The 25,520-nt window shown below is 71.9% G+C and carries 24 protein-coding genes and 1 pseudogene; 12 read left to right on the plus strand and 13 right to left on the minus strand.

The window, feature by feature from the left end:
* Nucleotides 1–118 precede the first annotated feature (118 nt).
* Nucleotides 119–805: an FCD domain-containing protein gene (locus tag ABZX96_RS31185; protein ID WP_355550858.1), complete on the plus strand. Its 687-nt coding sequence runs from the start codon at nt 119–121 to the stop codon at nt 803–805.
* Here ABZX96_RS31185 and ABZX96_RS31190 read toward each other — a convergent pair.
* The 5 genes from ABZX96_RS31190 to ABZX96_RS31210 all read right to left on the minus strand — a co-directional run bounded on the left by ABZX96_RS31190 (nt 783) and on the right by ABZX96_RS31210 (nt 3,817).
* Nucleotides 783–1,196, minus strand: a complete 414-nt coding sequence (locus tag ABZX96_RS31190) for a hypothetical protein (protein ID WP_355550860.1) — start codon at nt 1,194–1,196, stop codon at nt 783–785. The two genes, ABZX96_RS31185 and ABZX96_RS31190, sit on opposite strands and share 23 nt — an antisense overlap.
* Before the next feature lie 281 nt (nt 1,197–1,477).
* Nucleotides 1,478–2,248 (minus strand): enoyl-ACP reductase FabI, encoded by a 771-nt coding sequence (gene fabI, locus ABZX96_RS31195; RefSeq protein ID WP_355550862.1) that lies wholly within the window; start codon nt 2,246–2,248, stop codon nt 1,478–1,480.
* Nucleotides 2,249–2,253: 5 nt separating this feature from the next.
* Nucleotides 2,254–2,958, minus strand: a complete 705-nt coding sequence (gene fabG, locus ABZX96_RS31200) for a 3-oxoacyl-[acyl-carrier-protein] reductase (protein ID WP_355550864.1) — start codon at nt 2,956–2,958, stop codon at nt 2,254–2,256.
* Between the two features lie 185 nt (nt 2,959–3,143).
* On the minus strand, nt 3,144–3,527 hold the full coding sequence (locus ABZX96_RS31205) for a type II toxin-antitoxin system VapC family toxin (RefSeq protein WP_355550904.1): 384 nt from the start codon (nt 3,525–3,527) through the stop codon (nt 3,144–3,146).
* Nucleotides 3,528–3,532: 5 nt separating this feature from the next.
* On the minus strand, nt 3,533–3,817 hold the full coding sequence (locus ABZX96_RS31210) for a hypothetical protein (protein WP_355550866.1): 285 nt from the start codon (nt 3,815–3,817) through the stop codon (nt 3,533–3,535).
* A gap of 489 nt (nt 3,818–4,306) precedes the next feature.
* Between ABZX96_RS31210 and ABZX96_RS31215 the strand changes: the two genes are divergently transcribed.
* The 3 genes from ABZX96_RS31215 to tyrS all read left to right on the plus strand — a co-directional run bounded on the left by ABZX96_RS31215 (nt 4,307) and on the right by tyrS (nt 8,809).
* Nucleotides 4,307–5,830: a TldD/PmbA family protein gene (locus ABZX96_RS31215; protein ID WP_355550868.1), complete on the plus strand. Its 1,524-nt coding sequence runs from the start codon at nt 4,307–4,309 to the stop codon at nt 5,828–5,830.
* Complete coding sequence (locus ABZX96_RS31220; protein WP_355550870.1) at nt 5,827–7,221, plus strand: metallopeptidase TldD-related protein; 1,395 nt, start codon at nt 5,827–5,829, stop codon at nt 7,219–7,221. The genes ABZX96_RS31215 and ABZX96_RS31220 overlap by 4 nt, the downstream gene beginning before the upstream one ends.
* Nucleotides 7,222–7,405: 184 nt before the next feature.
* Entirely contained in the window at nt 7,406–8,809 is a 1,404-nt protein-coding gene (gene tyrS / locus ABZX96_RS31225; protein WP_355550872.1) for a tyrosine--tRNA ligase, read from the plus strand.
* Nucleotides 8,810–8,948: 139 nt separating this feature from the next.
* Here the strand turns inward: tyrS and ABZX96_RS31230 are convergent, their stop codons facing one another.
* Nucleotides 8,949–9,221 carry a GlsB/YeaQ/YmgE family stress response membrane protein gene (locus ABZX96_RS31230; protein ID WP_355550874.1) on the minus strand — a complete coding sequence of 91 codons (273 nt, stop codon included), beginning with the start codon at nt 9,219–9,221 and terminating at the stop codon, nt 8,949–8,951.
* 241 nt (nt 9,222–9,462) lie between these two features.
* On the opposite strand from ABZX96_RS31230, the gene ABZX96_RS31235 reads away from it, so the two are divergent.
* Nucleotides 9,463–9,837 (plus strand): DUF3099 domain-containing protein, encoded by a 375-nt coding sequence (locus tag ABZX96_RS31235; RefSeq protein ID WP_355550876.1) that lies wholly within the window; start codon nt 9,463–9,465, stop codon nt 9,835–9,837.
* 346 nt (nt 9,838–10,183) lie between these two features.
* A pseudogene (locus tag ABZX96_RS31240) lies at nt 10,184–10,393 on the plus strand (hypothetical protein); the annotation flags it as partial.
* A 165-nt stretch (nt 10,394–10,558) separates the two neighbouring features.
* Here the strand turns inward: ABZX96_RS31240 and moaA are convergent.
* The 3 genes from moaA to ABZX96_RS31255 form a co-directional block, all read right to left on the minus strand.
* A complete protein-coding gene (gene moaA / locus ABZX96_RS31245) occupies nt 10,559–11,548 on the minus strand; it encodes a GTP 3',8-cyclase MoaA (RefSeq protein WP_355550878.1) in 990 nt (329 codons plus the stop codon).
* Nucleotides 11,549–11,707: 159 nt separating this feature from the next.
* On the minus strand, nt 11,708–13,330 hold the full coding sequence (locus tag ABZX96_RS31250) for a cation acetate symporter (RefSeq protein WP_355550880.1): 1,623 nt from the start codon (nt 13,328–13,330) through the stop codon (nt 11,708–11,710).
* A complete protein-coding gene (locus ABZX96_RS31255) occupies nt 13,327–13,671 on the minus strand; it encodes a DUF485 domain-containing protein (protein ID WP_355550882.1) in 345 nt (114 codons plus the stop codon). The genes ABZX96_RS31250 and ABZX96_RS31255 overlap by 4 nt, the downstream gene beginning before the upstream one ends.
* Nucleotides 13,672–14,210: 539 nt before the next feature.
* Between ABZX96_RS31255 and ABZX96_RS31260 the strand changes: the two genes are divergently transcribed.
* Complete coding sequence (locus ABZX96_RS31260) at nt 14,211–15,728, plus strand: S8 family serine peptidase (RefSeq protein ID WP_355550883.1); 1,518 nt, start codon at nt 14,211–14,213, stop codon at nt 15,726–15,728.
* 203 nt (nt 15,729–15,931) lie between these two features.
* Here the strand turns inward: ABZX96_RS31260 and ABZX96_RS31265 are convergent, their stop codons facing one another.
* From ABZX96_RS31265 to ABZX96_RS31280, 4 genes are read right to left on the minus strand one after another with little or no spacing between them, the layout of a single operon-like run.
* Nucleotides 15,932–17,689, minus strand: coding sequence for a TIGR03086 family metal-binding protein (locus ABZX96_RS31265; RefSeq protein ID WP_355550885.1), 1,758 nt, complete (start codon nt 17,687–17,689; stop codon nt 15,932–15,934).
* 48 nt (nt 17,690–17,737) lie between these two features.
* Nucleotides 17,738–18,781: a zinc-dependent alcohol dehydrogenase family protein gene (locus tag ABZX96_RS31270; RefSeq protein ID WP_355550887.1), complete on the minus strand. Its 1,044-nt coding sequence runs from the start codon at nt 18,779–18,781 to the stop codon at nt 17,738–17,740.
* A gap of 17 nt (nt 18,782–18,798) precedes the next feature.
* The gene (locus ABZX96_RS31275) at nt 18,799–19,542 is read right to left on the minus strand and encodes a lysoplasmalogenase (RefSeq protein WP_355550889.1); all 744 of its coding nucleotides are present in this window, start codon (nt 19,540–19,542) and stop codon (nt 18,799–18,801) included.
* A complete protein-coding gene (locus ABZX96_RS31280) occupies nt 19,539–20,594 on the minus strand; it encodes a sterol desaturase family protein (protein WP_355550890.1) in 1,056 nt (351 codons plus the stop codon). Before ABZX96_RS31280 ends, ABZX96_RS31275 begins: the two co-directional genes overlap by 4 nt.
* A gap of 267 nt (nt 20,595–20,861) precedes the next feature.
* On the opposite strand from ABZX96_RS31280, the gene ABZX96_RS31285 reads away from it, so the two are divergent.
* From ABZX96_RS31285 to ABZX96_RS31305, 5 genes are all read left to right on the plus strand, one after another.
* Nucleotides 20,862–21,572 carry a peptidase E gene (locus ABZX96_RS31285; protein ID WP_355550892.1) on the plus strand — a complete coding sequence of 237 codons (711 nt, stop codon included), beginning with the start codon at nt 20,862–20,864 and terminating at the stop codon, nt 21,570–21,572.
* Nucleotides 21,573–21,856: 284 nt separating this feature from the next.
* Nucleotides 21,857–22,885: a DEDDh family exonuclease gene (locus tag ABZX96_RS31290; RefSeq protein ID WP_355550894.1), complete on the plus strand. Its 1,029-nt coding sequence runs from the start codon at nt 21,857–21,859 to the stop codon at nt 22,883–22,885.
* A 64-nt stretch (nt 22,886–22,949) separates the two neighbouring features.
* The gene (locus ABZX96_RS31295; protein WP_355550896.1) at nt 22,950–23,183 is read left to right on the plus strand and encodes a hypothetical protein; all 234 of its coding nucleotides are present in this window, start codon (nt 22,950–22,952) and stop codon (nt 23,181–23,183) included.
* A gap of 313 nt (nt 23,184–23,496) precedes the next feature.
* Nucleotides 23,497–24,432, plus strand: a complete 936-nt coding sequence (locus ABZX96_RS31300; protein ID WP_355550898.1) for an SURF1 family protein — start codon at nt 23,497–23,499, stop codon at nt 24,430–24,432.
* A 215-nt stretch (nt 24,433–24,647) separates the two neighbouring features.
* Nucleotides 24,648–25,403: an SDR family oxidoreductase gene (locus ABZX96_RS31305; protein ID WP_355550900.1), complete on the plus strand. Its 756-nt coding sequence runs from the start codon at nt 24,648–24,650 to the stop codon at nt 25,401–25,403.
* Nucleotides 25,404–25,520: the final 117 nt, after the last annotated feature.

Genomic DNA, 25,520 nt, shown 5'->3' on the forward strand with positions numbered 1-25,520 from the left:
AGGGCCGGCGGTCCGGCCCGGAGAGGGGGGACCCCGGCCGGGCACCACTGCCTGCGGCCGGTCCCCTTCGTACCGATATCCTCGGCGATGCCGTGACCCAGGACCCAGGAGCGCAGCCATGCCGCCACTGACCTCCCCCCGGCGTTCGGCGCTGGCGGACCAGGTGATCGCGCAGCTCCGCGCCCAGATCACCTCCGGCGAGTGGCCGGTGGGCTCGCGCATCCCGACCGAGCCCGAACTCGTCGAACAGCTCGGCGTGGCCCGGAACACCGTCCGCGAGGCCGTACGGGCGCTGGCCCACAACGGCCTGCTCGACATCCGCCAGGGCTCGGGCACCTATGTGGTGGCGACCAGCGAGCTGGCCGGGGTGATGCACCGCCGGTTCGCCGACGCCGACCCCGAGCACGTCGCCGAGCTGCGCAGCGCCCTGGAGGCGACGGCGGCCCGGCTGGCCGCGCGGCGCCGCACGGAGCAGGACCTCCAGCAGCTCGAAGCGCTCCTGGAGCGGCGGGAGAACGCCTGGGAGTCCGGCGCGGCGGCGGCGTTCGTGGAGGCGGACGCCACCTTCCACATGGCGATCGTGGCGGCCTCGCACAACGACGTCCTGGCCGAGCTGTACGCGGACCTCGGCGGCGTGCTGCGCGAGTTCCTGCGCGCCGACATCGGCGAGGTGCTGCGGCCGGAGTCGCACACCGACCACGCCCGGATGGTCGCCGCGATCCGCGCGGGCAACGGGGAACAGGCCGCCGTCGAAGCCGCCGCGCACCCTTACGGCTGCCGGCTCAGCGCCCGGAATCGTGGCTGATCCACACATCGTCGACCTCGTGCCAGCAGCGCCCCGAGAGCGAGGCGTGCCCGGCCGGTCCGATCCGCTCGGCCGCGGTGTCCACGTCCGGGTCGTACCACCTGCGGCACTCGACGTGCAGGCGGACCCGGTCGACCGAGGCGTTGGGGTTGAAGCACTCGGCACTCCCGGTACTGCCGCGCACGCCGGTCCGGCACCACGCCCGTAGGGGCTCGTCGGAAGGCGGCAACGGGGCGGCGCGCACGAGGACGGACGTGACCGGTGTGGCGTACGAGGTACTCGCCGCGGAAGGTGCCGGTGCCGCCGTCACGGTGCCGCAGGCAACGAAGGCGGCCGACGCGACGAGGCCGCTCACCAGGACCGCCGCGCGGCGGCCGGCGCCCAGACGCATCCCCGCACCTCCTCGTCACGACGCGGACGAAGCATTCGGGACGAACGACGAGCTCAGGGCATCACGTCGGCGACACGGCGCGCCTCCACCACGCCCCACCCGCCCCTCCGGACCTCTTCATCCCCTTCGAACATTCTGGCGGCAGGACGCGGAGATCACGACCGGAAGGAGCACCGGCCGCCCCCTCCGAAGCCCGATGCCCGCCCTGGCATCCCAGGACGGGCATCACGGTCTTCGGTCTTCAGGTGACGGAGGCCCTACCAGCCCCTGTCTACGGCCGCTCAGGCACCCATCATGTGCACGCCGCCGTCGACGTGCACGATCTCGCCGGTGGTCCGCGGGAAGAAGTCCGACAGCAGGCCGACGACGCCACGGCCGGCCGGCTCCGGGTCGGACAGGTCCCAGCCGATCGGGGCGCGGTGGTTCCACACGTCCGCCAGCTCCTCGAAGCCGGGGATGGACTTGGCGGCCATCGACTTGATCGGGCCGGCCGAGACCAGGTTGCAGCGGACGTTCTTGGCGCCCAGGTCGCGGGCCAGGTAGCGGTTGGTGGACTCCAGGGCCGCCTTGGCCACGCCCATCCAGTCGTACTTCGGCCAGGCGATCGAGGCGTCGAAGGTCAGGCCGACGACCGAGCCGCCCTGCGGCATCAGCGGCAGGCAGGCCATGGTCAGGGACTTCAAGGAGTACGCCGAGACCTGCACGGCGGTGGCCACGTCCGCCCACTCCGCCTCCAGGAAGTTGAAGGCGCCCTGCGGGCCGAAGGCGATGGAGTGCACGAGCCCGTCGAGCCGGCCCTCGTCACCGGTGTGCTCGCGGATCTTGTCGGCGAGACCGTCCAGGTGCTCCTGGTTGGTGACGTCCAGTTCGATGACGGGGGCTTCCTTGGGCAGCCGCTTGGCGATGCGCTCCACGAGCGAGAGCCGGCCGAAGCCGGTCAGGATGACCTCGGCGCCCTCGTTCTGCGCGACCTTGGCCGCGTGGAAGGCGATCGAGCCCTCGGTGATGACGCCCGTGACCAGAATGCGCTTGCCGGCGAGGATTCCACTCATAGTGATCAGTGACCCATGCCCAATCCGCCGTCGACGGGAATGACGGCTCCAGTGATGTACGCGGCCTCGTCGGAGGCCAGGAAGCGGACCGAGGCGGCGATCTCCTCGGGCTGCGCGTAGCGCGCGAGCGGCACCTGCTGCACGATGTTCGCCCGCTGCTCGTCGGTGAGCACGCGGGTCATGTCGGTGTCGACGAAACCCGGGGCGACGACGTTGACGGTGATGTTGCGCGACCCCAGTTCCCGGGCGAGCGAACGGGCGAAGCCGACCAGGCCCGCCTTCGAGGCGGCGTAGTTCGCCTGCCCCGCGGAGCCCAGCAGGCCCACGACGGACGAGATCAGCACGACCCGGCCCTTGCGTGCGCGCAGCATGGCGCGGTTGGCGCGCTTGACCACCCGGAAGGTACCGGTGAGGTTGGTCTCCAGGACCGAGGTGAAGTCCTCCTCGGACATCCGCATCAGAAGCTGGTCGCGGGTGACACCGGCGTTGGCGACCAGCACCTCGACCGCGCCCTGCTTCTCCTCGATCTCCTTGAAGGCCTGATCGACCTGCTCGGTGTCCGTGATGTCGCACTTCACGGCCAAGAAGCCCTCGGGCGGCTCCCCCGAACGGTAGGTGATGGCGACCTTGTCGCCTGCCTCGGCGAAGGCACGGGCAATGGCGAGACCAATGCCGCGGTTACCTCCGGTGACCAGAACCGAGCGGCTCAAGAGATCACCCTTTCCCTGTCGTGTCCAACCTGTGTTCCGTACGAAACTATCGGTCACCGGCCCGCCAGGGAGAATCGGCCCCGCACAGGAGCGGATGGCGGGGTCTGTGGGGTTCCTACAGAGGAGCCGTTTCCCCCGATGCCCTCGTGAGGCGCCGGCCCGGCTTCCGCGCGGCCGGACGCCCGTCAGCGCAGCCCGGGTGCGGCAATGGGGAGCCCGGCTCCTTGGGCGGCTTCCACCATGCGTTTGTCGTAACTGATGAGCACATCGAGCGCGTCGCCCAGGACCTGTGCACTGGCCACATGGACCGCGTCCAGCGCCCGGAGCCTGCCGGGCAGTATCGCGGCGGCGTCCCGCACCTCATCGGTCAGCAGGATTTCGGTGTAATCGCGATCGAGGTCCTGCATGACGGTCGGAAAATCACCGAGAAGGTCTAAAGTGCGCACCGTCTCGACAAAACCGATGGTGCTGGTCCCCAGATGGGTAGCCGTGCGATCGGTCAAATAGGCACGCAATTCACGAGCGTATTCGCGTCCGGCGAGCAGGGTGACGATCGCCGACGTATCCATGTAGATCAACGCGGCTCGTCCTCCCGCGCCGCGAGCAGGATGCTCAGCGGCGACTCGTCACTCACCGACTCGTACACCGGAAATCGGTCGAGATCCGCGGTGGTTACCGGCTTCAGCCGGATCCGGCCCCGCGCGACGAGCGTCGCATAGCGCTCCGAGGCGCCCGCTCCGGGAAGCAGTATGGCAATCACATTGCCATGCCGTGTCACCTGAATCGTCTCTCCCTCCTCCACGCGCGCGAAGATGGCGTCGGGATCGCAGGAGAATTCACGGACGGAAACCACACTCATGGGCTCTCCGCTCGGCAGTCGTTCAAGGAATACCCGCGTCTGTGGGGGATGGTAGGCGTTCATCGACGAACGGACGATGTCCCGCGTTCACGACTCTCATGCGGCGTCCGAACAAGAACCGGTCACGGCGCGGAGAAGGCACAGCTCACAAAGGTGCGGCCGGGCGTATGGGGCCAGATTCCGCCGCGGACTCATGTGGACGGACAACAATCCTGTCCTCCTATCGAAGTAACGCCCTCTCATAGACGCGGGCAGCGACTGCCCGTGCACGAGCACCCACCGCTCCCCCTGGCCTCACAAGCCGCCGGCCACATCCGCGCCGCGCTCCCACCGAGAAGGGCACGCACGCGATGGCGTCCGGATCCGCATGACGTTCCCCGGCCGTCCACCCGTTTTACCGGTGGACGGCCGTCCTCGTGGGCGCCCATGATTCAGTCCGTAACACGTCAGGAGCAGGCGAGAGAGCAGGCAAGAGAGAGGGAGCCCTTCGTGGCCCATCAGGTCGATCAGTCATTTCTGGCGCTGCCGTTGCGGGCGCTGGCCGACGCGGCGCTGGCGCGGGCGCGGGCGCTGGGTGCCGAGCACGCCGATTTCCGGCTGGAGCGGGTGCGGAGTGCGGCGTGGCGGCTGCGGGACGCGAAACCGTCCGGGTCCTCCGACACCACGGACCTGGGGTACGCGGTGCGCGTGGTGCACGGTGGGGCGTGGGGGTTCGCCTCGGGGGTCGATCTGACGATGGACGCCGCCGCGCGGGTCGCCTCGCAGGCGGTGGCGATGGCCAAGCTCTCGGCGAAGGTGATCGAGGCGTCCGGGTCCCGGGAGCGGGTGGAGCTGGCGCCGGAGCCGGTCCACGCGGACCGGACGTGGGTGTCCTCGTACGAGATCAACCCGTTCGACGTGCCGGACGCCGACAAGACGGGGCTGCTGGCGGAGTGGAGCGAGCGGCTGCTGGCGGCGCCGGATGTGGCGCACGCGGACGCGTCGTTGCTGACCGTGCAGGAGAACAAGTTCTACGCGGACACCGCGGGCACCAGCACCACCCAGCAGCGCGTCCGGCTGCACGCGGACCTCACGGCGGTGGCGGTGGACCCGGCGAGCGGCGAGTTCGACTCGATGCGCACGCTGGCGCCGCCGGTGGGCCGCGGCTGGGAGTACCTGACCGGCGGCCACTACGACTGGGACGACGAGCTGGCCCGGATGCCGGAGCTGCTGGCGCAGAAGATGCGCGCCCCGAGCGTCGAGCCGGGTACGTACGACCTGGTGGTGGACCCGTCCAACCTGTGGCTGACGATCCACGAGTCGATCGGGCACGCCACCGAGCTGGACCGCGCGCTGGGGTACGAGGCGGCGTACGCGGGCACCTCGTTCGCCACCTTCGACCAGCTCGGCAAGCTGCGGTACGGCTCCGAGGTGATGAACGTGACCGGCGACCGGACCGCCGAGCACGGCCTGGCCACCATCGGGTACGACGACGAGGGCGTGGCGGCCCAGTCCTGGGACCTGGTCAAGGACGGCACGCTCGTCGGCTACCAGCTCGACCGCCGCATGGCCAAGCTGACCGGCTTCGAGCGGTCCAACGGGTGCGCGTTCGCCGATTCGCCCGGCCACGTGCCCGTCCAGCGGATGGCGAACGTGTCCCTGCAGCCCGCGCCCCAGGGGCCGTCCACCCGGCAGCTCATCGACGGGGTGGAGCGGGGCATTTATGTCGTCGGCGACCGTTCTTGGTCAATTGATATGCAAAGGTACAACTTCCAGTTCACCGGGCAGCGGTTCTTCAAGATCGAGAACGGGCAGCTGACCGGGCAGCTCCGGGACGTCGCGTACCAGGCGACCACCACCGACTTCTGGGGCTCGATGGCCGCGGTGGGCGGGCCGCAGACCTACGTCCTGGGCGGTGCCTTCAACTGCGGCAAGGCCCAGCCGGGCCAGATCGCCGCCGTCTCGCACGGTTGCCCCTCCGCCCTGTTCACGGGCGTCACCATCCTCAACACCGCCCAGGAGGCCGGCCGATGAGCCCGCGCAGCACGAAGCCCCACGAGATCGTCGAGCGGGCGCTGGAGCTGTCCCGGGCCGACGGCTGCGTGGTCATCGCCGAGGAGAACTCCAGCGCCAACCTGCGCTGGGCCGGCAACGCCCTGACCACGAACGGCGTCACCCGGGGCCGCACCGTCACCGTCGTGGCCACCGTGGACGGCGGCAAAGGCACCGCCTCCGGCGTGGTCTCCCGCTCCGCCGTCACCGCCGACGAGCTGGAACCGCTGGTGCGGGCCGCGGAGGCGGCGGCCCGGGACGCGGGCCCGGCCGAGGACGCGCAGCCGCTGGTCTCCGGCGGCGCCCCGGACCCCGCGTTCACCGACGCGCCCGCCGAGACCTCCTCCGACGTCTTCGCCGCCTTCGCGCCCGCGCTCGGCGAGTCCTTCCGGCAGGCGCGGGCCGGCGGTCGCGAGCTGTACGGCTTCGCGTACCACGAGATCGCCTCGTCCTACCTCGGCACCTCCACCGGCCTGCGGCTGCGCCACGACCAGCCCACCGGCACGCTGGAGCTGAACGCCAAGTCCCCCGACCGCACCCGTTCGGCCTGGGCGGGCCTGGCCACCCGCGACTTCGCGGACGTGGACCCGCTGGCGATGGACGCCGACCTGGGCCGGCGGCTCGGCTGGGCCGAGCGCAGGATCGACCTGCCCGCCGGCCGGTACGAGACGCTGCTCCCGCCCACCGCCGTCGCGGACCTGCTCGTCTGCCAGTACTGGGCGTCCACCGCCCGGGACGCCGTCGAGGGCCGCACGGTCTTCTCCCAGCCGGGCGGCGGCACCCGCCTGGGCGAGCGGCTGTCCTCCCTGCCGCTGACGCTGAGCAGCGACCCGCACGCGCCGGGGCTGGAGTGCGCGCCCTTCGTCCTGACCCACAGCTCGGGCGACGACGCCTCGGTCTTCGACAATGGCGTGCCGCTCCAGGCCACCGACTGGATCCGGGACGGCGTGCTGGAGCGGCTCGTCACGACGCGGCACACCGCCGGGCTGACCGGCCTGCCGGTGGCGCCCGGCATCGACAACCTGCTGATGGAGGCGGGCGGCACCCGCTCCCTGGACGAGATGGTGGCGGCCACCGAGCGCGGGCTGCTGCTGACCTCCCTGTGGTACATCCGCGAGGTGGATCCGGCGACGCTGCTGCTCACCGGCCTCACCCGGGACGGCGTCTACCTCGTGGAGAACGGTGAGGTGGTCGGGGAGGTCAACAACTTCCGGTTCAACGAGTCGCCGGTGGACGTGCTCTCCCGCGCGGTGGAGGCCGGGCGCACCGAGCGGACGCTCCCCCGGGAGTGGAGCGACTACTTCACCCGGGCCGCGACGCCGGCCCTGCGGGTGCCGGACTTCAACATGAGTTCGGTGAGCCCGGGGGTGTGAGCGGGACGGTGGGGGGTGGGGCGCTTGTCCGACGCCAGGGGCGCCGGAGCACAGGGCGTCCCGCTCCCCCTCCGGTCCCCCTCCGACCGCCCCCGCCCCCACCGCGTCGTAAAAAGTTTCGGCCCGACCTCATAGACTCTCCCTTTGTCCTCCCATCCGGGACCATCGATCGATCAGGAACGCCATGACACGCCTCGGCGCATCCGTCGCCCGCGCCCGCACGCTGCTTTCCGCGGACCTCTCCGCAGACTCCACCGTTGAGGAGCTGCTGCAGGAGACGAGCGCGCGGCGCTATCTGGACCTGACGGACCTCTCCGCCGCCGAGCAGGCCGAGCTGATCGCCGCCCGCACGGTGGAGGTCCTGCCGGGCACGGACAAGCTGGCGGAGCGGATCGAGCAGCGCCGCGCGGCGGGCAAGGGCCTGAGCGTCAAACTCGGCATCGACCCGACGGCGGCGGACATCCACCTCGGCCACGCCGTCCCCGTGATCATCCTCAGCCGTTTCCAGCGGATGGGGCACGACGTCACCCTCATCATCGGCGACTTCACCGCCAAGATCGGCGACCCGACCGGCCGCACGGCCGAGCGCCCGCCGCTGACCGACGAGGACATCGCCCTGAACCTCGCCGGCTACCGGGAGCAGGTGCGGCCCTTCTTCGACTTCGAGAGGGTCAGCTTCCGGCAGAACAGCGAGTGGCTGGCGCCGTACACCTTCCCCGAGCTGCTCGGCCTGCTCTCGCAGGTGCCGGCCTCCCAGCTCCTCCAGCGCGAGGACTTCCGCAACCGGCTGGCCCAGGGGTCCGGTCTGACGATGTCCGAGCTGCTGTACCCGATCGCGCAGGCGCTGGACTCGGTGGCGCTGGAGTGCGACATCGAGCTCGGCGGCGCCGACCAGCTCCTCAACCTCCAGATGGGCCGCAAGCTCATGGAGCTGCGCGGGCAGCAGCCGCAGCTGGTGATGACCATGCCGCTGATCGAGGGCACGGACGGCACCGGCGCGAAGATGTCCAAGTCCAAGGGCAACTACGTCGGGCTGAACGCGACCGCCGAGGACGTCTTCGGCAAGATCATGTCGGTGCCGGACCGGCTGATCGAGCCGTACCTGAAGGCGTGGACGGAGTGGACGGACGAGGAGATCGCGCTCGTCCTGGCCCGCGTCGCGGACCGCTCGCTGCACCCGATGGACCTGAAGAAGATCCTCGCGGGCGAGGTCGTCACCGCGCTGCACGGGCTGCCGGCGGCGATGGCCGCGCGCGCCGGGTTCGTCGCCCAGTTCTCCAAGAAGTCCTTCGCCGAGGTCGGCACGCTGCCCACGGTGGACGTCGCCGAGCACGGCACGGAGACCGTCGCCACCGTGCTGACCAAGGTCCTCGAATTCACGCCCAGCGCCTCGGCGGCCCGCCGCCTGGCCAAGCAGAACGCGCTGCGGCTGGTCGTGGAGTCGGAGGGCGGTCAGGAGACCGTGGTGCTCGCCGAGGACGAGGCGATCCGCCCGCTGGACGCCGTGCTCGCGGAGAAGCTGGCCGGGCTGCCGGGTACCGCGTACCTCAAGGCCGGCCGCAAGCTCGCGGAGATCCGGGGGCGGTAAGACCGCACGGAGATCCGGGTCGGTAAGCCCTCGCGGAGATCCGGAGGGCGGCAAGTCTTCGGGGGCGGTCCGTCCGGGCGGTGTGTGTGCCGTCCGGACGGACCGCCCGCCTCGCGGTCGTCTTTTCGCGGCCGGTGCCTCAGGTCGTCCTTTCACCCCGGATGGCGGCCCAGAGCCGGTCGCCCACGCCGACGACCACGATCGCGCCGATCAGTTGCAGCACGTGCCGGGTCCAGTCGACCCCTCTGGTGTCGTTGACGCCGATGCCGGTGGCCACCCAGTTGCCCAGGACGCTGCCGAGCATGCCGAACACCACGGTCAGCCAGAGCGGGATGCGCTGCTTCCCGGGGAGGATGGCCTTCGCGATCAGGCCCAGTACCAGGCCCACGATGATTGCCCACAACCAGCTCATGTCGCCTCCTTCGGCGGCGCGTGGCCCGCGGCGTGTTCCGCCTGCCTGTCCCGCGCCGCCCGCCCAGTCTCACTCCGCCGGCCCTACGCCGCACGCCGGAGCGTCCCGTACGCATGACGCCTGTGCGCGTCCGGCCCGCGCGCGTCGCTCCCCGGTCTCGAAGGCTGCGCAGGCAGGGCGTAACGTGGAACCGGTCCGGAAGCGGGGAGAATCCGGCGCGACAACCAGGTGGTGGAACGTGATGCGGAAGCAGACCGGCGCCCAGTCTTTCCGGATCACCGGGGCACGACAGGGGCTGTCGGAGGATGTACGGGGCAGGCAGCGACGCTATGTGATCTCCATGTCGGTGCGCACGGTGGCCGTCATCCTCACGGTGGTGCTCTGGAACATCGAGCGTCACGTCGCCGTGGCCACGCTGGTGCTCGGGATCGCACTTCCGTACATCGCGGTCGTCGTCGCCAACGCGGGCCGGGAGAACGCCCCTTCGCTGCCCTCGACCTTCATCCCCGCTCCCACGCGCCCGGCGCTGGGCGCCGCGCCCGCGGACGGGGCGGCGGAACCGGTCCCGGAAGCGGCCGGGCCGGACGCCGGGGAACGGCGGCAGGACGAGAGCTGATCTTCGGGCCGTCCACGAAGCTCAAGAAAACCTCAGATCAATCATGCGGTTCCGGTGCACTCCGGCCCGTTCCCCGTGACATACTTCGTACGCGCTCCGCATCCCCCGTCGGAGCGATGGACCGACGCCGGGCGGCTCCCCCCGTGGCTGCCCGGCGTCGCCATGTCCGGGCTCGGTGACGGGACGCCGTGGACGTAGGGTTGAGGCTGTGAACTCCCCTGATACACCCCACCCGGTGAACGCGGACCACCCGGATCCCTCGCATTCCGCGGGCACCCCCAGCCTCCCGGGCCTCCTCGGCTTCCCGGACGCGCGGAACGCCGCCGGGGCCGACGGCTCCCCCGCCGCCCCCGTCTGCTCCGCCAAGGGCTGCCGGGCCGCCGCCGTGTGGGTGCTGGCGTGGAACAACCCGAAGCTGCACACGCCCGAGCGCCGCAAGACCTGGCTGGCCTGTGAGGAGCACCGCGAGCACCTGTCCCAATTCCTGGGCGTGCGGGGCTTCCTGAAGGACGTCGTCACGCTGGAGGAGTGGGAGAGCGCGGCGGGGGATCGCTGAGGGAGGCCACCGCCGCGCTCGGCGGGACGCGCCTTTCAAGGCCGCGGGTGATCCGGGAAGCGCGGAGGAACGGGGCGGGCCACCGGGCTTCACGAGCGAGGCCCGCCAAGACGAGCCCGGGGCCCGCCCGAGCAAGCCCGGGGGGCCGCCGGTGAAGCCCGGACCTCAGCCGCCGATCGCCGACATGGGCCGGTCGGGCTGGGCGAACTCCGGGTCGTCCAGGCCCGAGCCCGCCTTCTTGCCCCACATCGCGCCCTTCCATATGCGCGCGACCTCCTCGTCTGGTGCGCCGGAGCGGAGCGCGCCGCGCAGGTCCGTCTCCTCGGTGGCGAACAGGCAGGTGCGTACCTGGCCGTCGGCGGTGAGCCGGGTGCGGTCGCAGGCGCGGCAGAACGGGCGGGTCACGGAGGCGATGACGCCGACGCGGTGCGGGCCGCCGTCCACGATCCAGCGCTCGGCCGGCGCGGAGCCCCGTACCGCCTCGCCCTCGGGCGTCAGGTCGAAGCGGGTGCGCAGGGAGGCGAGGATGTCACCGGCGGTGATCATGCCGGTGCGTGTCCAGCCGTGCTGGGCGTCCAGCGGCATCTGCTCGATGAAGCGCAGCTCGTAGTCGTTGGCCACCGCCCAGGCCAGCAGGTCGGGGGCCTCGTCGTCGTTGAGGCCCGGCATCAGGACGGAGTTCACCTTGACCGGGGTGAGCCCGGCGGCGCGCGCGGCCTCCAGGCCGCGTAGCACGTCGCCGTGGCGCTTGCGGCGGGTGAGGGTCTGGAAGACGTCCGGGCGCAGCGTGTCCAGGGAGACGTTGACGCGGTCCAGGCCGGCCGCGCGCAGGGCGGCGGCGGTGCGCTCCAGGCCGATGCCGTTGGTCGTCAGGGACATCTGGGGGCGCGGGGTCAGGGCCGCGACCCGTTCGACGATGCCCACCAGGCCGGGGCGCAGGAGCGGCTCACCGCCGGTGAAGCGGACCTCCTCGATGCCCAGGTCGCGCACCGCGATCGTTATCAGCCGCACGATCTCGTCGTCGGTCAGCAGATCCGGCTTGGCGAGCCATTGAAGGCCCTCCTCCGGCATGCAGTACGTACAGCGCAGGTTGCACCGGTCGGTCAGCGAAACGCGCAGGTCGGTGGCCACCCGTCCGAAGGTGTCGATGAGCACTGGGCCGCCTCCCCAAGTCCGGATCAGTTCGGTTAGAGACTACGCGATGGGTCCGACAACGAGCAGAAGAGAAAAGTCACGACGCGGAGCGGGCCGCGTCGTAGATCCCTACGACGCGGCCCGGGTTCGTTCGGAAGGCAGGAGGCGGGAGCCGTGGCCTCAGTGCGCGCCCGTTCCCGTCAGGGACCGGACCTCCAGCTCCGCGTACTTCTTGACGTCCGGCTCCTCCTTGGACAGCAGGGAGCCCAGCCAGCCCAGCAGGAAGCCGAGCGGGATGGAGATCAGGCCGGGGTTCTCCAGGGGGAAGAAGTGGAAGTCCACGCCGGGGAACATCGAGGTCTCCTTGCCGGAGACGACCGGCGAGAAGAGGACCAGCAGCACGGACCCGGCCAGGCCGCCGTAGATGGACCACAGCGCGCCTTGGGTGGTGAACCGCTTCCAGAACAGGCTGTAGAGGATCGTCGGCAGGTTGGCGGAGGCGGCGACGGCGAAGGCGAGCGCGACCAGGCCCGCCACGTTCAGCCCGCGGGCGAACACCCCCAGGACGATGGCCACCGCGCCGATCCCGATGGTGGCCCAGCGTGCCACCACCACTTCTTCCCTCTCGGTCGCCTTCCCCTTGCGGATGACGTTGACGTACAGGTCGTGCGAGAAGGACGAGGACGAGGCGAGGGTGAGGCCCGCGACCACGGCGAGGATGGTGGCGAACGCGACCGCCGAGATGACGGCCAGCAGGATCGCCCCGCCCGTGGAGCCCGCGCCGCCGCCGATCTCCTCGGCGAGCAGCGGGGCCGCGGTGTTGCCCGCCTTGTTGGACGCCATGATCGTGGCGGGCTTGATGAGCGCGGCGGCGCCGAACCCGAGCGCGATGGTCATCAGGTAGAAGGCGCCGATGATGCCGATCGCCCAGTTGACGGAGGTCCGGGCGGCCTTGGCGGTGGGGACGGTGTAGAACCGGATGAGGATGTGCGGGAGCCCGGCGGTGCCCAGGACCAGCGCGATGCCCAGGGAGATGAAGTCGATCTTCGAGGTGGCGGTCGCGCCGTACTTGAGCCCGGGCTCCAGGAACGCCGCGCCCTTGCCGCTCTCTTCGGCCGCCTTGCCGAGCAGGGTGGAGATGTTGAAGTTGAATTTGAGCAGTACCAGGAATGTGATCAACAGGGTGCCGGCGATGAGCAGCACGGCCTTGACCATCTGGACCCAGGTCGTGCCCTTCATGCCGCCGATGGACACGTACAGGATCATGACGATGCCGACGAGGACGACCACCAGGATCTTGCCCGCCTCGCTGGTGATGCCGAGCAGCAGCGTCACCAGGGCGCCGGCGCCCGCCATCTGGGCGAGCAGGTAGAAGATCGAGACGACGATGGTGGAGATGCCGGCGGCGGTGCGTACCGGGCGCTGGCGCATCCGGTAGGCGAGGACGTCCCCCATCGTGAAGCGGCCGGAGTTGCGCAGGGGTTCGGCGACCAGCAGGAGGGCGACGAGCCAGGCGACGAGGAAGCCGATGGAGTAGAGGAAGCCGTCGTAACCGAAGAGGGCGATGGCGCCCGCGATGCCGAGGAAGGACGCGGCGGACATGTAGTCGCCGGAGATCGCCAGGCCGTTCTGGAAGCCGCTGAACTGCCGGCCGCCGGCATAGAAGTCCTCGGCGCCCTTCGTCTGCCGCCCCGCCCACACGGTGATGCCGAGCGTGGCCACGACGAAGACGGCGAAGAGCGTGATGATCAGCGCCCGGTGCTCGCCCGCGCCCGAGGCGGCGAACTGGTGTGTCAGGCTCATGCGTCGCCCTCCAGGCGGGACTTGATCGCCTCGGCCTTCGGGTCGAGCTTGGCCGCGGCGTGGCGGGAGTACCACCAGGCGATGAGGAACGTGGTGAGGAACTGGGCGAGGCCCAGGACGAGGGCGACGTTGATGTTGCCGAAGAGCTTGGTGGCCATGAAATCGCCCGCGTAACTGGAGAGCAGCACGTACAGCAGGTACCAGAGGACGAAGGCGATGGTGAGGGGAAAGGCGAAGGAACGGTACGAACGGCGGAGTTCGGTGAACTCCGCGCTCGCCTGGACCCGCGGGAAATCAGGCGGTTCGGGCGGTGCCGGTTCGGTGGACGGTGCGGTGCTCACGAGTTCTCCTGACGCGTAGGGGCGGGGTCGGAGTCCGGCGGTAAAGCGTGCATAAGTGATCCGGATCACGCATCGTAGAGGCGCGGGAAACGATCCAACAGGGGGTCGGTGGTTGAACTCCGTACGCGTGCGCGGGCGCCGCCCCTCGTACGGCGCAGCGGACCGCGGACGGCGGGCGAATCCGCCGCGTACGCCCATGTGATGTGCCTACCGGGCGGCGGGGCCGCGGACGGACGGCCCGTGCGGATACGGGGGCGGACGTTCCAGGCGCGGACGGACGGCTGGTCCGCATATGGGAAGGACGTCCCGGTGCGGGCGAGAAGGCCCGGCGCCCTTGCACGCGGGAGGTCCGCGTTCACCGATGTCCCGCCCCCGCAACCCCTGTTGCACCGGGCGGACGCAAGGGCCGCTCCCGCGGTGGGTTTTCTCAGGAATCCATTGATGTTCCGTGGTGATCGCGGATAACTTCACTGGTCATGCACCCGTCGTACACGTCTTGTGTACGACGGACTCACGGACGATGCGGAGTACCCCAACCCATGGCACTTCCCCGACCCCGACGCGTGCGGGCGCTGGCCGTTCCGGTCGGCCTGGCCCTGACGGCTTCCCTCAGCTTCCTGCCGACCGCGGCCACCGCCGCGGACAGGAACGCGGCCCCGGCGGCTTCCACCACGCAAGGCCCCCTCCTTTCCTACGTGGTCAACACCACGCCCGACCGCGCCACGGTCACCCAGGTGAAGAAGGCGATATCCAAGGCCGGCGGGAAGGTCGTGATCGCATACGAGAAGATCGGCGTGATCGTCGTCCACTCGTCCAACCCCGGCTTCGCCGCCTCCATACGCACCGTCGCGGGGGTGCAGTCGGCCGGTGCGACCCGCACCTCGCCGCTGAAGTCCGCCGCCACCACCGACATCGGCAAGCCCCAGAAGCTCGACCGGCTCCCCAAGGCGCAGACGCTCGCCGCGGCCGGCCGGAACAGCAAGACCGCCAAGAGCGGTGAGCCGCTGGAGCCCCTCCAGTGGGACCTGCCCGCCATCAAGGCGGACCAGGCCGCGAAGATCAACCCGGGCAGCAGGAACGTCACCGTCGCCGTGATCGACACCGGCGTCGACGACACCCACCCGGACCTGGCCCCCAACTTCTCCGCCCGCCAGTCGGCCAACTGCGTGGGCGGCGTGGCCGACACCTCGCGGGGCGCCTGGCGTCCGTACGACGCGAAGAAGGACTACCACGGCACGCACGTGGCGGGCACGATCGCGGCGGCCCGCAACGGCGTCGGCATCGCGGGCGTCGCGCCCGGCGTGAAGGTCTCCGCCATCAAGGTCAGCGACCCCAAGACCTCCATGTTCTACGCCGAGAACGTGGTGTGCGCGTTCGTCTTCGCCGCCGACCACGGCGTGCAGGTGACGAACAACAGCTACTACGTCGACCCGTGGATGTTCAACTGCCCGGACCAGGCGGACCAGGCGGCGATCATGGACGCGGTCGGCCGGGCCGCGGAGTACGCGCAGAAGAAGGGGATCGTCAACGTCTCCTCGGCGGGCAACTCCAACCTCGACCTCGCCGCCAAGTCGCTGGTCGACAAGTCCAGCCCGAACGACACCAAGCCGGGCGAGCGCACGATCGACCCGTCGGTCTGCTGGGACGTGCCCAGCCAGCTCCCCGGCGTGGTCTCGGTCGCCGCGACCGGTGTGAAGAACCTGAAGTCCAGCTACTCCAACTACGGCCTCAACCAGATCGACGTGGCGGCCCCCGGCGGCGACGCCAAGCAGGTCCCGGACCTGCCGGCCAAGCACGGCAACATCCTCTCCACCATGCCCGGCGGTGACTACGCCTACCTGGCGGGTACCTCCATGGCCTCCCCGCACGTCGCCGGCGTCGCGGCCCTGATCAAGAGCGCGCACCCGAAGAGCAGCCCGCAGGAGATCCAGTGGCTGCTCAAGCAGGACGCCGACAACCCGGGCTGCACCCCGGAGGCCACGACCTGCACGGGCACCCAGCACATCAACAGCCACTTCGGTTACGGCATCGTGGACGCGCTGGACGCGGTGAAGTGACGGCGGTGACGCGTACGGAGGCGGTCCCCCGCTGAGAGCGGGGGTCGCTGACGCGGTGGCGTCGTGAGAGGGCCGGGCGGTCTTCCGCCCGGCCCTCTTGTATGCGGTCGTCGGCCCCGGCCCCTTGTGCGCGGTCGTCGACCCCGACCCCTTGTACGGCGTCTTCTCCTCAGACCCTCTTGTACGAGGGCTCGTCGGGCCTGTCAGCCCACCGGCCGGTCCACCTCCCGCCCCAGGTACGCGGCGAGCCGGTCCGCGCCGCTCGCCGACGTCGTGGTGGGCCGCGCGGGGGCGAACGAGCCGCCTTCCGTGCGCGGTGCGGCGCCGTAGATCCGGTGGGCCGCCTCCAGGACGTCCGGCGCGACCCCGGCCGCGAGGTCGGTGTCCGCGTCGAGGGCGCGCGCGAGGTCCCAGCCGTGGGCGAGGAGTTCGACGGTGGCCTGCTGGACGAGGAGGGCGCCGGGTGCCTCGTACGGGCCGTAGGTGCGCTCCTGCACCCCGGCCGACCGGAAGACGGCGAGCGCGGCGCGTGCCGAGTCCCGGAAGGCGGTGACGTGATCGTCGCCGAGGTGATCGGCGGTGTGATCGGTACGGGGCGCGTCCTGAGCGATCGAGGTCACCATCAGGTTCTCCCAGACCATGTGGCCGATCAGTTGCCGTACGGACCACTCGGGGCACGGGGTCGGGCGCGCCAGGTCCTCCGATGCCACGGTGGCCACCAGCGCCCCGACCTCCTCGGCCACCGTCTCGTACGCCGACAGCACCCGGGCCGCGTCCGGCAGGTCCGACACGTCGAGCGTCAGGTCCAGTGCGCCGGGCGCGGGGTGGGCCCGCAGCGCGGCGGCCGTCCAGGCGCCCGCGCGGCCCCACTCGGGCGGGGCGGGGCGTCCGGTGGCGGCGCAGAAGAGCCGCCAGTACCGCTCCACCTCGGGCTCGGTGGCGCGCTCCAACTGCTCCAGCAGGCGGGCGCGGGCCTCGGGGCCGTCCGCGGCCGGCGGGTCGGGGAGGGTCCGCTGGGTGGGGATCCAGGCGGCGACGAGTTCGGCGACGACCGGCTCGGCGGCCGGCGAATCCGGCGCCAGACCGGCGGCGAGCGCCGCCTCGGCGCGCTCGCGCATCAGCTCGGCGACCTGGGTGGCGGCGTGTGCGTCGGGGGTGTGCGCGTTGGCGGTGTCCACGTCAGCGGCTGCTCGCGGGTCGGAGGCGCGTACGTCGGCGGTGTGCGCGTCAGCGGCTGCTCGCGCGCCGGAGGCGCCCACGTCGGCGGCATGCGCGTCGGCGGCATGCGCGTCGTCGACCCGCACGTCAGGGGCCTGTGTATTGGCCACGTCCACATCCGCGCTGAACTCCGCCATCCGCCGCAGCGCTCCCCGCAAACCGGGCGAACGGACGTGTTCCGCGAGGTCGAGCCAGGCGGTGATCTGGTCGGGCGTGGGGTCGTCCGGGAGTTCGGGGACGAGGGCGAGCAGGCCGCCCCGGTAAGCGGGGGCGTCCACCCCCGCCAAGGTGTCCTCGATGAATTCCTGGACGGTGCGGCGGCGTTCCTCGGCCGACAGGCGGGCCAGCTTGTTCATGTGCGGCAGCTCCTCTGCTGCGCTGCCCCGCTCGGCCACCGAGCGCAGGACGGCGCGCCGTAACTGGAGCGTCCGGATCTGCGCGTCCAGCGCGTCCGCCCAGTGCGCGGCCAGTTCGGCGACGGAGCGTTCGCGCTGGAGGACGGCCCGGATGCCTGCCGTGCCGATGCCGAGTTCGCGCAGGGTGCGCACGATCTCCAGCCGGGCGGGGGCGTCCGGGCCGTACAGCCGGTAGCCCGCGGGGGTGCGGGCGGCGGGCGGCAGCAGGCCCCGGTCCGACCAGTCGCGGATCGTCTTCACCGGTACGCCGGTGAGCCGGGCCAGTTCGCCGATCGTGTGCAGGGTGCCGCCGTCCTCGTACATGTCCGCCACCTTCGGGTCTCCCACGGGGGGAGACTCAAGCCCGGCCCCCGTCCGGTCCGGTGCGGTCCGCGGTCAGGCCTTGACCAGCACCTTGAGGGCGCTGCGGTCGTCCATGGCCCGGTAACCGTCCGGGACGCCGGCGAGGTCGACGGTCAGGTCGAAGACCGGGGACGGGTCGATGGTGCCGTTCAGGACGTCGGGGAGCAGCTCCGGGATGTAGGCGCGGACCGGGGCGACGCCGCCGCGCACCGCGATGTTGCGGGCGAAGAGCACGCCCATGTCCAGGCCGGTGCCGCTGCCGTGCGGCACGCCGACCCAGCCGATGCCGCCGCCGGGACGGGTGATGCCGACCGCGGTGCGCATCGACTGCTCGGTGCCGACCGCCTCGATCACGGCGTGCGCGCCGTGGCCGGCGGTCAGCTCGCGCACCGCCGCCACCGCCGCCTCGCCCCGCTCGGCGACCACGTCGGTGGCGCCGAAGGTGCGGGCGATGTCGGTACGGGCCTGGTGGCGGCCCAGTGCGATGATCCGCTCGGCGCCCAGGCGCTTGGCGGCCAGGACGCCGCACAGGCCCACCGCGCCGTCGCCGACCACCGCGACCGTCGAGCCCGGCCGGACGCCCGCGCCGACCGCCGCGTGGTGGCCGGTGCCCATCACGTCCGAGAGGGCGAGCAGCGCGGTGAGCAGCCGGTCGTCCCCGGCGGCCTCGGCGGGGAGCTTGACGAGGGTGCCGTCGGCGTGCGGGACGCGGACGGCCTCGCCCTGTCCGCCGTCCGAACCGTTCGCGCCCCAGAAGCCGCCGTTCGGGCACGAGGTCGGCAGTCCCTCGGCGCAGAATTCGCAGGCGCCGTCCGACCACATGAACGGCGCGACCACCAGGTCGCCCGGCCGCAGCCCGGTCACCTCGGAACCGGTCTCCACGACCGTGCCCAGGAACTCGTGACCGATCCGCTGGCCCGGCTCGCGCTCCGCCTCGCCCCGGTAGGCCCACAGGTCGCTGCCGCAGATGCAGGCCCGCAGGACCCGGACGACGGCGTCCTTCGGGTGCCGGACGGCGGCGTCCGGCACGTCCTCGACCCGTATGTCGTAGGGGGCGTGAATGGTGGTGGCGCGCATGGGGTGTTTCCTAGCGGTCAGGCGTTTGTACGAACCTCATCACGGTACGCCCGACTCGTTCCTTTTCGACGTCCGGTGCGGGCGAGGCGACCACCGCGAGGCTCTGACCTGCGGGAACGCCCATCCTGGTAGGCCCGGCGCACGCCGTCGGCCAGGGCGTACTGGGCCGCCGTGTACGTCAGCATGATCCAGAACTGCGGCAGGGGCAGCTGCGGCCCGTGCGCGACACCCGCGGCGATCAAGGTGTCCGACAGGAGGAACAACAGCCCGCCGACCGTCGCCCGCGCCCCGAGCCGGACGGCGCCCAGCGCCGTAACCGTGAGCAGCAGGCCGTACGCCGCCACCGGGGCCCGCATCCCCTCCTCCAGGCCGGGCCACAGCAACGCCGTGGTGCCGAGCCAGGCAAGGGCGTACGCGGCGGCCGTCAGGCCGAGCGTCCGGCGCCCCGGGCGCGACGGCCGCCGCAGGAAGAGGACGAGGTAGCAGACGTGCCCGGCCGCGAAGGACGCCATGCCCAGGAGGAACGGCACCCGGCCGTCGAGCTGAAGCAGGGCGTCGCCCCCGCAGCCGAACAGCAGTGCGACGACCAGCGGCCGGGGCGCCCCGCTCAGCAGGGCCCACCCGGCGAGCACCGGCATCAGCGCGGGTTTGGTGACGTACGCGAGGGTGCCGGCGCCGGTCAGGAGGGCGGCGAGGTGGGCGGCGGTGAGAAAGAGGAAGAGGCCGAGGGCAAGGCGGACGGCGCGGGTGGGCTGCGTCACGTGACGGGTTCCTCCACGGACGACGGGGAGCCGCGCTTGCCGGACCGGCGGGTGGCCCGCTTCCGCGCTCGGCCCGCGTCATGCTTCCGGGCTTCGCGGACGGCGCGCTTCCCCGAGCGGTCGGAGCCGCGCTCCGGGGACGAGGCGGGGCGGGCGGATCCGGCGTCGCGGGCGCCCGTCCCCTCCACCGCCACCCGATCCCGCTCCCGCCCCGTCTTCCGGGGCTCGGGCTGCCACCCCGGCCCGCGGAACACCCGGCCGGCGCGCTCCCGCCAGGTGTCCGCCGCCCGTACGTCGCGGGCGATGGCGACGTACTCGTGGGTGGCGACCCGGAGCGGGTTGAAGGTGTCGATGTTCTTGGTGAGCCCGTAGACGGGCCGTTCGGTCTCCGGCACGAACGAGCCGAACATCCGGTCCCAGACGATCAGGATGCCGCCGAAGTTGCGGTCCAGGTAGCCACCCTGAGAGGCGTGGTGCACTCGGTGGTGGGACGGGGTGTTGAGCACGAACTCGAACGGCCGCGGCAGCTTGCCGATCCGCTCCGTGTGCACCCAGAACTGGTACACGAGGTTCGCGGAGGAGCAGAAGGCGACCGCGGCCGGATGGACGCCGAGCGCGATCATCGGCAGATAGAACGGCCAGACGGTCCAGGTCGTCCACGGCTGGCGCAGCGCGGTGGTGAAGTTGAACTTCCTGCTGGAGTGGTGCACCACGTGGCACGCCCACAGGATGCGGATGACGTGGTGCCCGCGGTGCGACCAGTAGTAGAAGAAGTCCTGGACGAGCAGCATGAGCGGCAGCGTCCACGCCAGGACGGGCACCCGCAGCGGCGTCAGCTCGTACACCGCCGCGTAGACGGCCACGATCGGGATCTTCCACAGCGCGTCGAAGACCAGGCTGCCCAGCCCCATGCCGATGCTGGTGGCCGCGTCCTTGGCCTCGTACCCCGCGGCGTCCTCGTCCGGGTGCAGGCGGTAGCTCACCATTTCCACCACGGTGAGCAGGACGAAAGCCGGTATGGACCACAACACGACATCGGGCAGGTGCGGCATGTCCGGCACGATAGAGGCGTCAACGCCCGATCGGCTAGAGGTAGTTACCGACAAGTATGTGAGACGGGTTGTCAGTTCGGCGGCCGGAAGGCGATCGGAAAGTTTCGTTTTCCTTCCGTACCCGGCACGCGACCTCTTCGGCGACCATGCCGGACGACCCCCGCCGCGCGCCTCACTCAGGCCCCCGGTGCCACCGGCGGGCCACCGTCCTGGCGTAGGGTCCGGGCGATCCCGGACGCCGACGCGACGCCAGGAAACGAGGCCCCGATGACCCCCTCGCGCAAGATCGCCCTTCTGGGCGGCGGCTTCTCCACCGACCCCGACACCCTGATCGACGACTTCGCCCTCTCCGCCACCGGGCGCGAACGGCCCCGGATCTGTTTCCTGCCCACCGCGAGCGGGGACGCGGACGGCTACCTGGAGCGTTTCTACGCCGCCTTCGGCGACCGCCCCGACCGCGAGCCGACCCACCTCTCCCTCTTCCGGCGCACCGAGCCGGACCCGCGCGCCCTGCTCCTCGCACAGGACGCGGTGTACGTCGGCGGCGGCAACACCGCCGGCATGCTCGCCGTTTGGCGGCTGCACGGCGTGGACGAGGCGCTGCGCGCGGCGTACGAGGCGGGGGTGCTGCTGTGCGGGATCAGCGCCGGGGCGTGCTGCTGGTTCGAGGGCTGCCTGACCGATTCCTTCGGGCCGCTGACCCCGCTGGCGGACGGCCTGGGACTGCTCCCGGGCAGCATGTGCCCGCACTACGACAGCGAGGCCGGGCGGCGCCCCGGCTACCTCGCCGCGCTCGGGGCGGGCGCGCTGCCCGGCGGCTGGGCGCTCGACGACGGGAGCGCCGCGCTCTTCGTGGACGGCCACCTGACGGAGGTGGTGGCCCGCAAGGAGGGTGCCGCGCTGCACCGGGTGACCATCGCGGAGGACGGCGCCGTCCTGGAGGAGGCGCTGCCCGCCCGGTCGCTCGGTCCGGCTTGAATCCCCCACCGGCCGAACAAATAGGATGATTCGTCGCATAAGCGCCGAGCGCCTCTCAACTCGCCGCCCCGTTAACCCACCCCCGCGCCTCCACCCGTAAGTGCGTCAACTCGCCCCACGTACCGGCTGGTTGACACCCACCGCCACTCCCCCGACCAGGCCCCCGCGCCCCCGCACCGGAGGCCCGTCCCGGACCGCGCGCCCGGCCCGGACGACCGGAATGCGACGAAAAGCCGGTGGGGAGGCGGCGGCGCTGTCAGTGCCGGCCCGTATCCTCAGTGACCATGCTCGAAGACCACATGGCAGCGGCCCGCCCGATCACCCCCGCGATCGGGCGGCAGCCGGTCCCCCAGGGGCCCGACTCCCCTTGGCCGACCGCGTACCCCGAGGGGTACGCGGTGGTCGACGTGGAGACCACCGGCCTGGCCCGGGACGACCGCATCGTGTCCGCCGCCGTGTATCAGCTCGACGCGTACGGGGAGGTCCAGGACCACTGGTACACGCTCGTCAATCCGCAGCGCGACCCCGGTCCGGTGTGGATCCACGGCCTGACCAGCGAGGTGCTGGAGTCCGCGCCGCTTTTCCCGGAGGTCGTGCCCGAGCTGTCGCGGCGGTTGGAGGGCCGGGTGCTGGTCGCGCACAACGCGATGTTCGACTGGTCCATGATCGCCCGCGAGTACGCCCGCGCCCGCACGGAGGCGCCCGTACGGCAGCGGCTGTGCACCATCGCCCTCTCCAAAGAGCTCGGCCTGCCGCTGCCCAACCACAAGCTGGAGTCCCTGGCGGCCCATTACGGCGTGGTTCAGGAGCACGCCCACCACGCCCTCGACGACGCCCGTGTGCTGGCCGAGGCGTTCCGCCCGAGCCTGCGGCTGGCCGCGCAGGCCAACCTGCGCCTGCCGCTGCTGACCTGCCAGCCGCTCACCGAGTGGTCCGACGCCCCGGTGCCCCGGCAGCACACCCCCGCGTCCTCCTACCGCCCCACCACCTGGCGCCCGGCCCGCAAGCGCCCGGCCTGCCCCTACCCCAACCCTGGGCGGTACGAGCCGGGCGCGCGGCTGGTGCAGGGGATGCGGGTGGCCATCTCGGGCGATACCTCCGTGGACCGCGAGCTGCTGGAGGACCGCGCGATCGAGGCCGGGCTGCACATCGCCACCAGCGTCTCCCGCCTGACCAGCCTCCTGGTCACCAACGACCCGGAAGCCCGCACGTCCAAGACGGTCAAGGCCCGCTCCTTCGGCACGCCCGTCATCGACGAGGCCGCCTTCATGCAGCTCCTCCAGGACGTGGCCCCGGCGCCTGCTTCCGGGTGAAGCCCCCTCGACACACCCCCGCGCGACTCGCCCCGCCCCCTGCGCCGCCCGCACGCTGTGCCCCATGGCACGTTGCGAGGTCTGCGGGAACGACTACGGGATGACGTTCGAAGTGCGCGCTCAGGGGGCGGTGCACGTCTTCGACTGCTTCGCCTGCGCCATCCACCGCATGGCGCCCATCTGCGAACACTGCCGGGTCCAGGTCATCGGGCAGGGCGTGGAGGCGGACGGTCGCTGGTACTGCGGGGCCCACTGCGCCCGCGCGGAGGGGCACGCGGGGATCGTGGACCGGGTCTGATCCCAGCGGGGCGGGGCGCCCTCCGACGGCGTCACCATCCGGCCCCGGCGGTCCGGCGTTCTCCGTACGAGACCGGCGCTCCTCATACGCGTCCGGCGTTCTCCGCACGAGACCAGTGCTCCCCGTACGCGTCCGGCGTTCCCCGTACAAGGCCGGGCGCGCTCCTCGTAAGCGTCCGGCGTCCCCGTACGAGACCGGGCGCGCTCCCCGTACGAGGGACGAGCCTCCGTACACCCCCGTACACCCGCCCCCTCCGCGACCCGCACCGGCCCCCCTGCGCGTCGTCAGCCCGCTTCCAGGTACCGTCAAAGTCGTGTACCGCTTCCTGTTGTCCCGGCAGTGGGTGATCCTCACCCTCGTGGGCCTCGTCCTGATCCCCGTCATGATCAAGCTGGGGTTCTGGCAGTTCCACCGCCATGAGCACCGCGTGGCGCAGAACCAGCTCATCGCCGACAACCTGGTCGCCCGCCCGGTCCCGGTCACCGACCTGACCGCTCCCGGCAAGACCGTCCCGCGCGAGGAGATGTGGCGCAGGGTCACCGCCACGGGCACGTACGACACCCGGCACGAGGTCGTCATCCGGCAGCGCACCGCCGCCGACGAGCAGACCATCGGCTACTACGTCGTGACCCCGCTGGACCTGGGCGACGGCAGGTCCGTCCTGATCAACCGCGGGTGGATCGCCGCCGGGGGGGACCTGACCAAGTTCCCGAAGATCCCCGCCGCGCCGGCCGGGAAGGTCACCGTCACCGGCCGCATCATGGCCGACGAGACGACGGAGTCCAGCGGGATCAAGAACACCTCCGGGCTGCCGGACCGGATGTTCATGCTGATCAACAGCGAGCAGCAGGCCAAGTACCTGGACCGGCCGGTCCTCGGCGGCTACATCGAGCAGACCGCCCCCAAACCGGCCGGCGGCACGCCCGAGCTGGTGCCCGACCCGGACCACGACAGCATCGGCCCGCACATGGCGTACGCGGTCCAGTGGTGGCTGTTCGCCGCGGCCGTGCCGGTGGGCTGGGTGGTCCTCGTCCGCCGCGAACGCCGGGACCGGCTCGCGGCCGAGGCCAAGCAGGCGGCGGAGGCCAAGGAGGCCACCGAGCACGCCCCCGCGGAACCGGAGGCGACGGACGCGGCTGCTTCGGGCGGGGCTGCCGAGGCACCGGCCACCGCTGCTCCGGACGGGTCCGCCGAGGCCCCGGCCGCGGGCGTGACGACTGCCGGGGAGAAGGCACCGGCCGAGCGCTGAGGGCACGGCCCCGGCCGGGCGCCGAGCGCTGAGCGCCGGAGGCGGCTCATCCACAACCCATCCAGCGGCGGCGACCGCACCCGCACTCGTCCCCCCGGAACGACCGCGTCCGCCGCGAGCCACTGCGTCCCCCGCACCCCCGCCATATCCCCACGAGCCGGTCACTCCCAGCACCACCTCCCGCGCGTCCGGAAGGACCACGGCAGACTGATCACATGGACCTTGGACTCACCGACCGGACCTACATCGTCACCGGCGCCACCCGTGGCCTCGGCCTGGCCACCGCGCGGGCGCTGACCGCCGACGGCGCCAACGTCGTCGTCAGCGGACGCGAGGAGAAGAGCGCGCGAGCGGCGGCGGCCGACCTGGGCGAGCGCGCCATCGGCGTGGCGGCGGACAACGCCGATCCGGAGGCGGCGGCGCGCCTGATCGCCGCGGCTCGCGAACGGTTCGGCCGTTTCGACGGCATCCTCGTCAGCGTGGGCGGCCCGACGCCCGGCCCTGGCACCGACATGACCGACGAGCAGTGGCGGACCGCCTTCGAGTCCGTCTTCCTCGGCGCCGTCCGGCTGGCCCGGACCGCCGCGGCCGAACTGGGCGAGGGTGGTGTGATCGGTCTGGTGCTCTCCGGCTCGGTCCACGAGCCGATCCCCGGCCTGGCACTCTCCAACGGACTGCGCCCGGGTCTGGCGGGCTTCGCCAAGTCGCTGGCTGACGAGATCGGGCCGCGCGGCATCCGCGTCGTGGGCCTGCTGCCGGGCCGGATCGCCACCGACCGCACCCGGCAGCTGGACGAGCGGTCCGACGACCCCGAGGCCGCCCGCGCCCGCAACACCGCCGCCATCCCGCTGCGCCGCTACGGCGACCCGGAGGAGTTCGGCCGCACCGCCGCCTTCGTGCTCTCCCCCGCCGCCTCCTACCTGACGGGCGTCATGCTGCCCGTGGACGGCGGCTCGCACCGCGGCTTCTGAGCCGGGGCGATCGCCAGGGGTGCGGGGGGGCGGGGGGGGGGGGGCCGGGGGGGCCGGCGGCCCCCCCCGCGCCGGCGCGCCCCCCCCCCCGCCGCGGCGGCCCGGGCCCCCCCCCCC

The organism is Streptomyces sp. NPDC003077 (assembly GCF_040611095.1).
Taxonomy (GTDB): Bacteria; Actinomycetota; Actinomycetes; order Streptomycetales; family Streptomycetaceae; genus Streptomyces.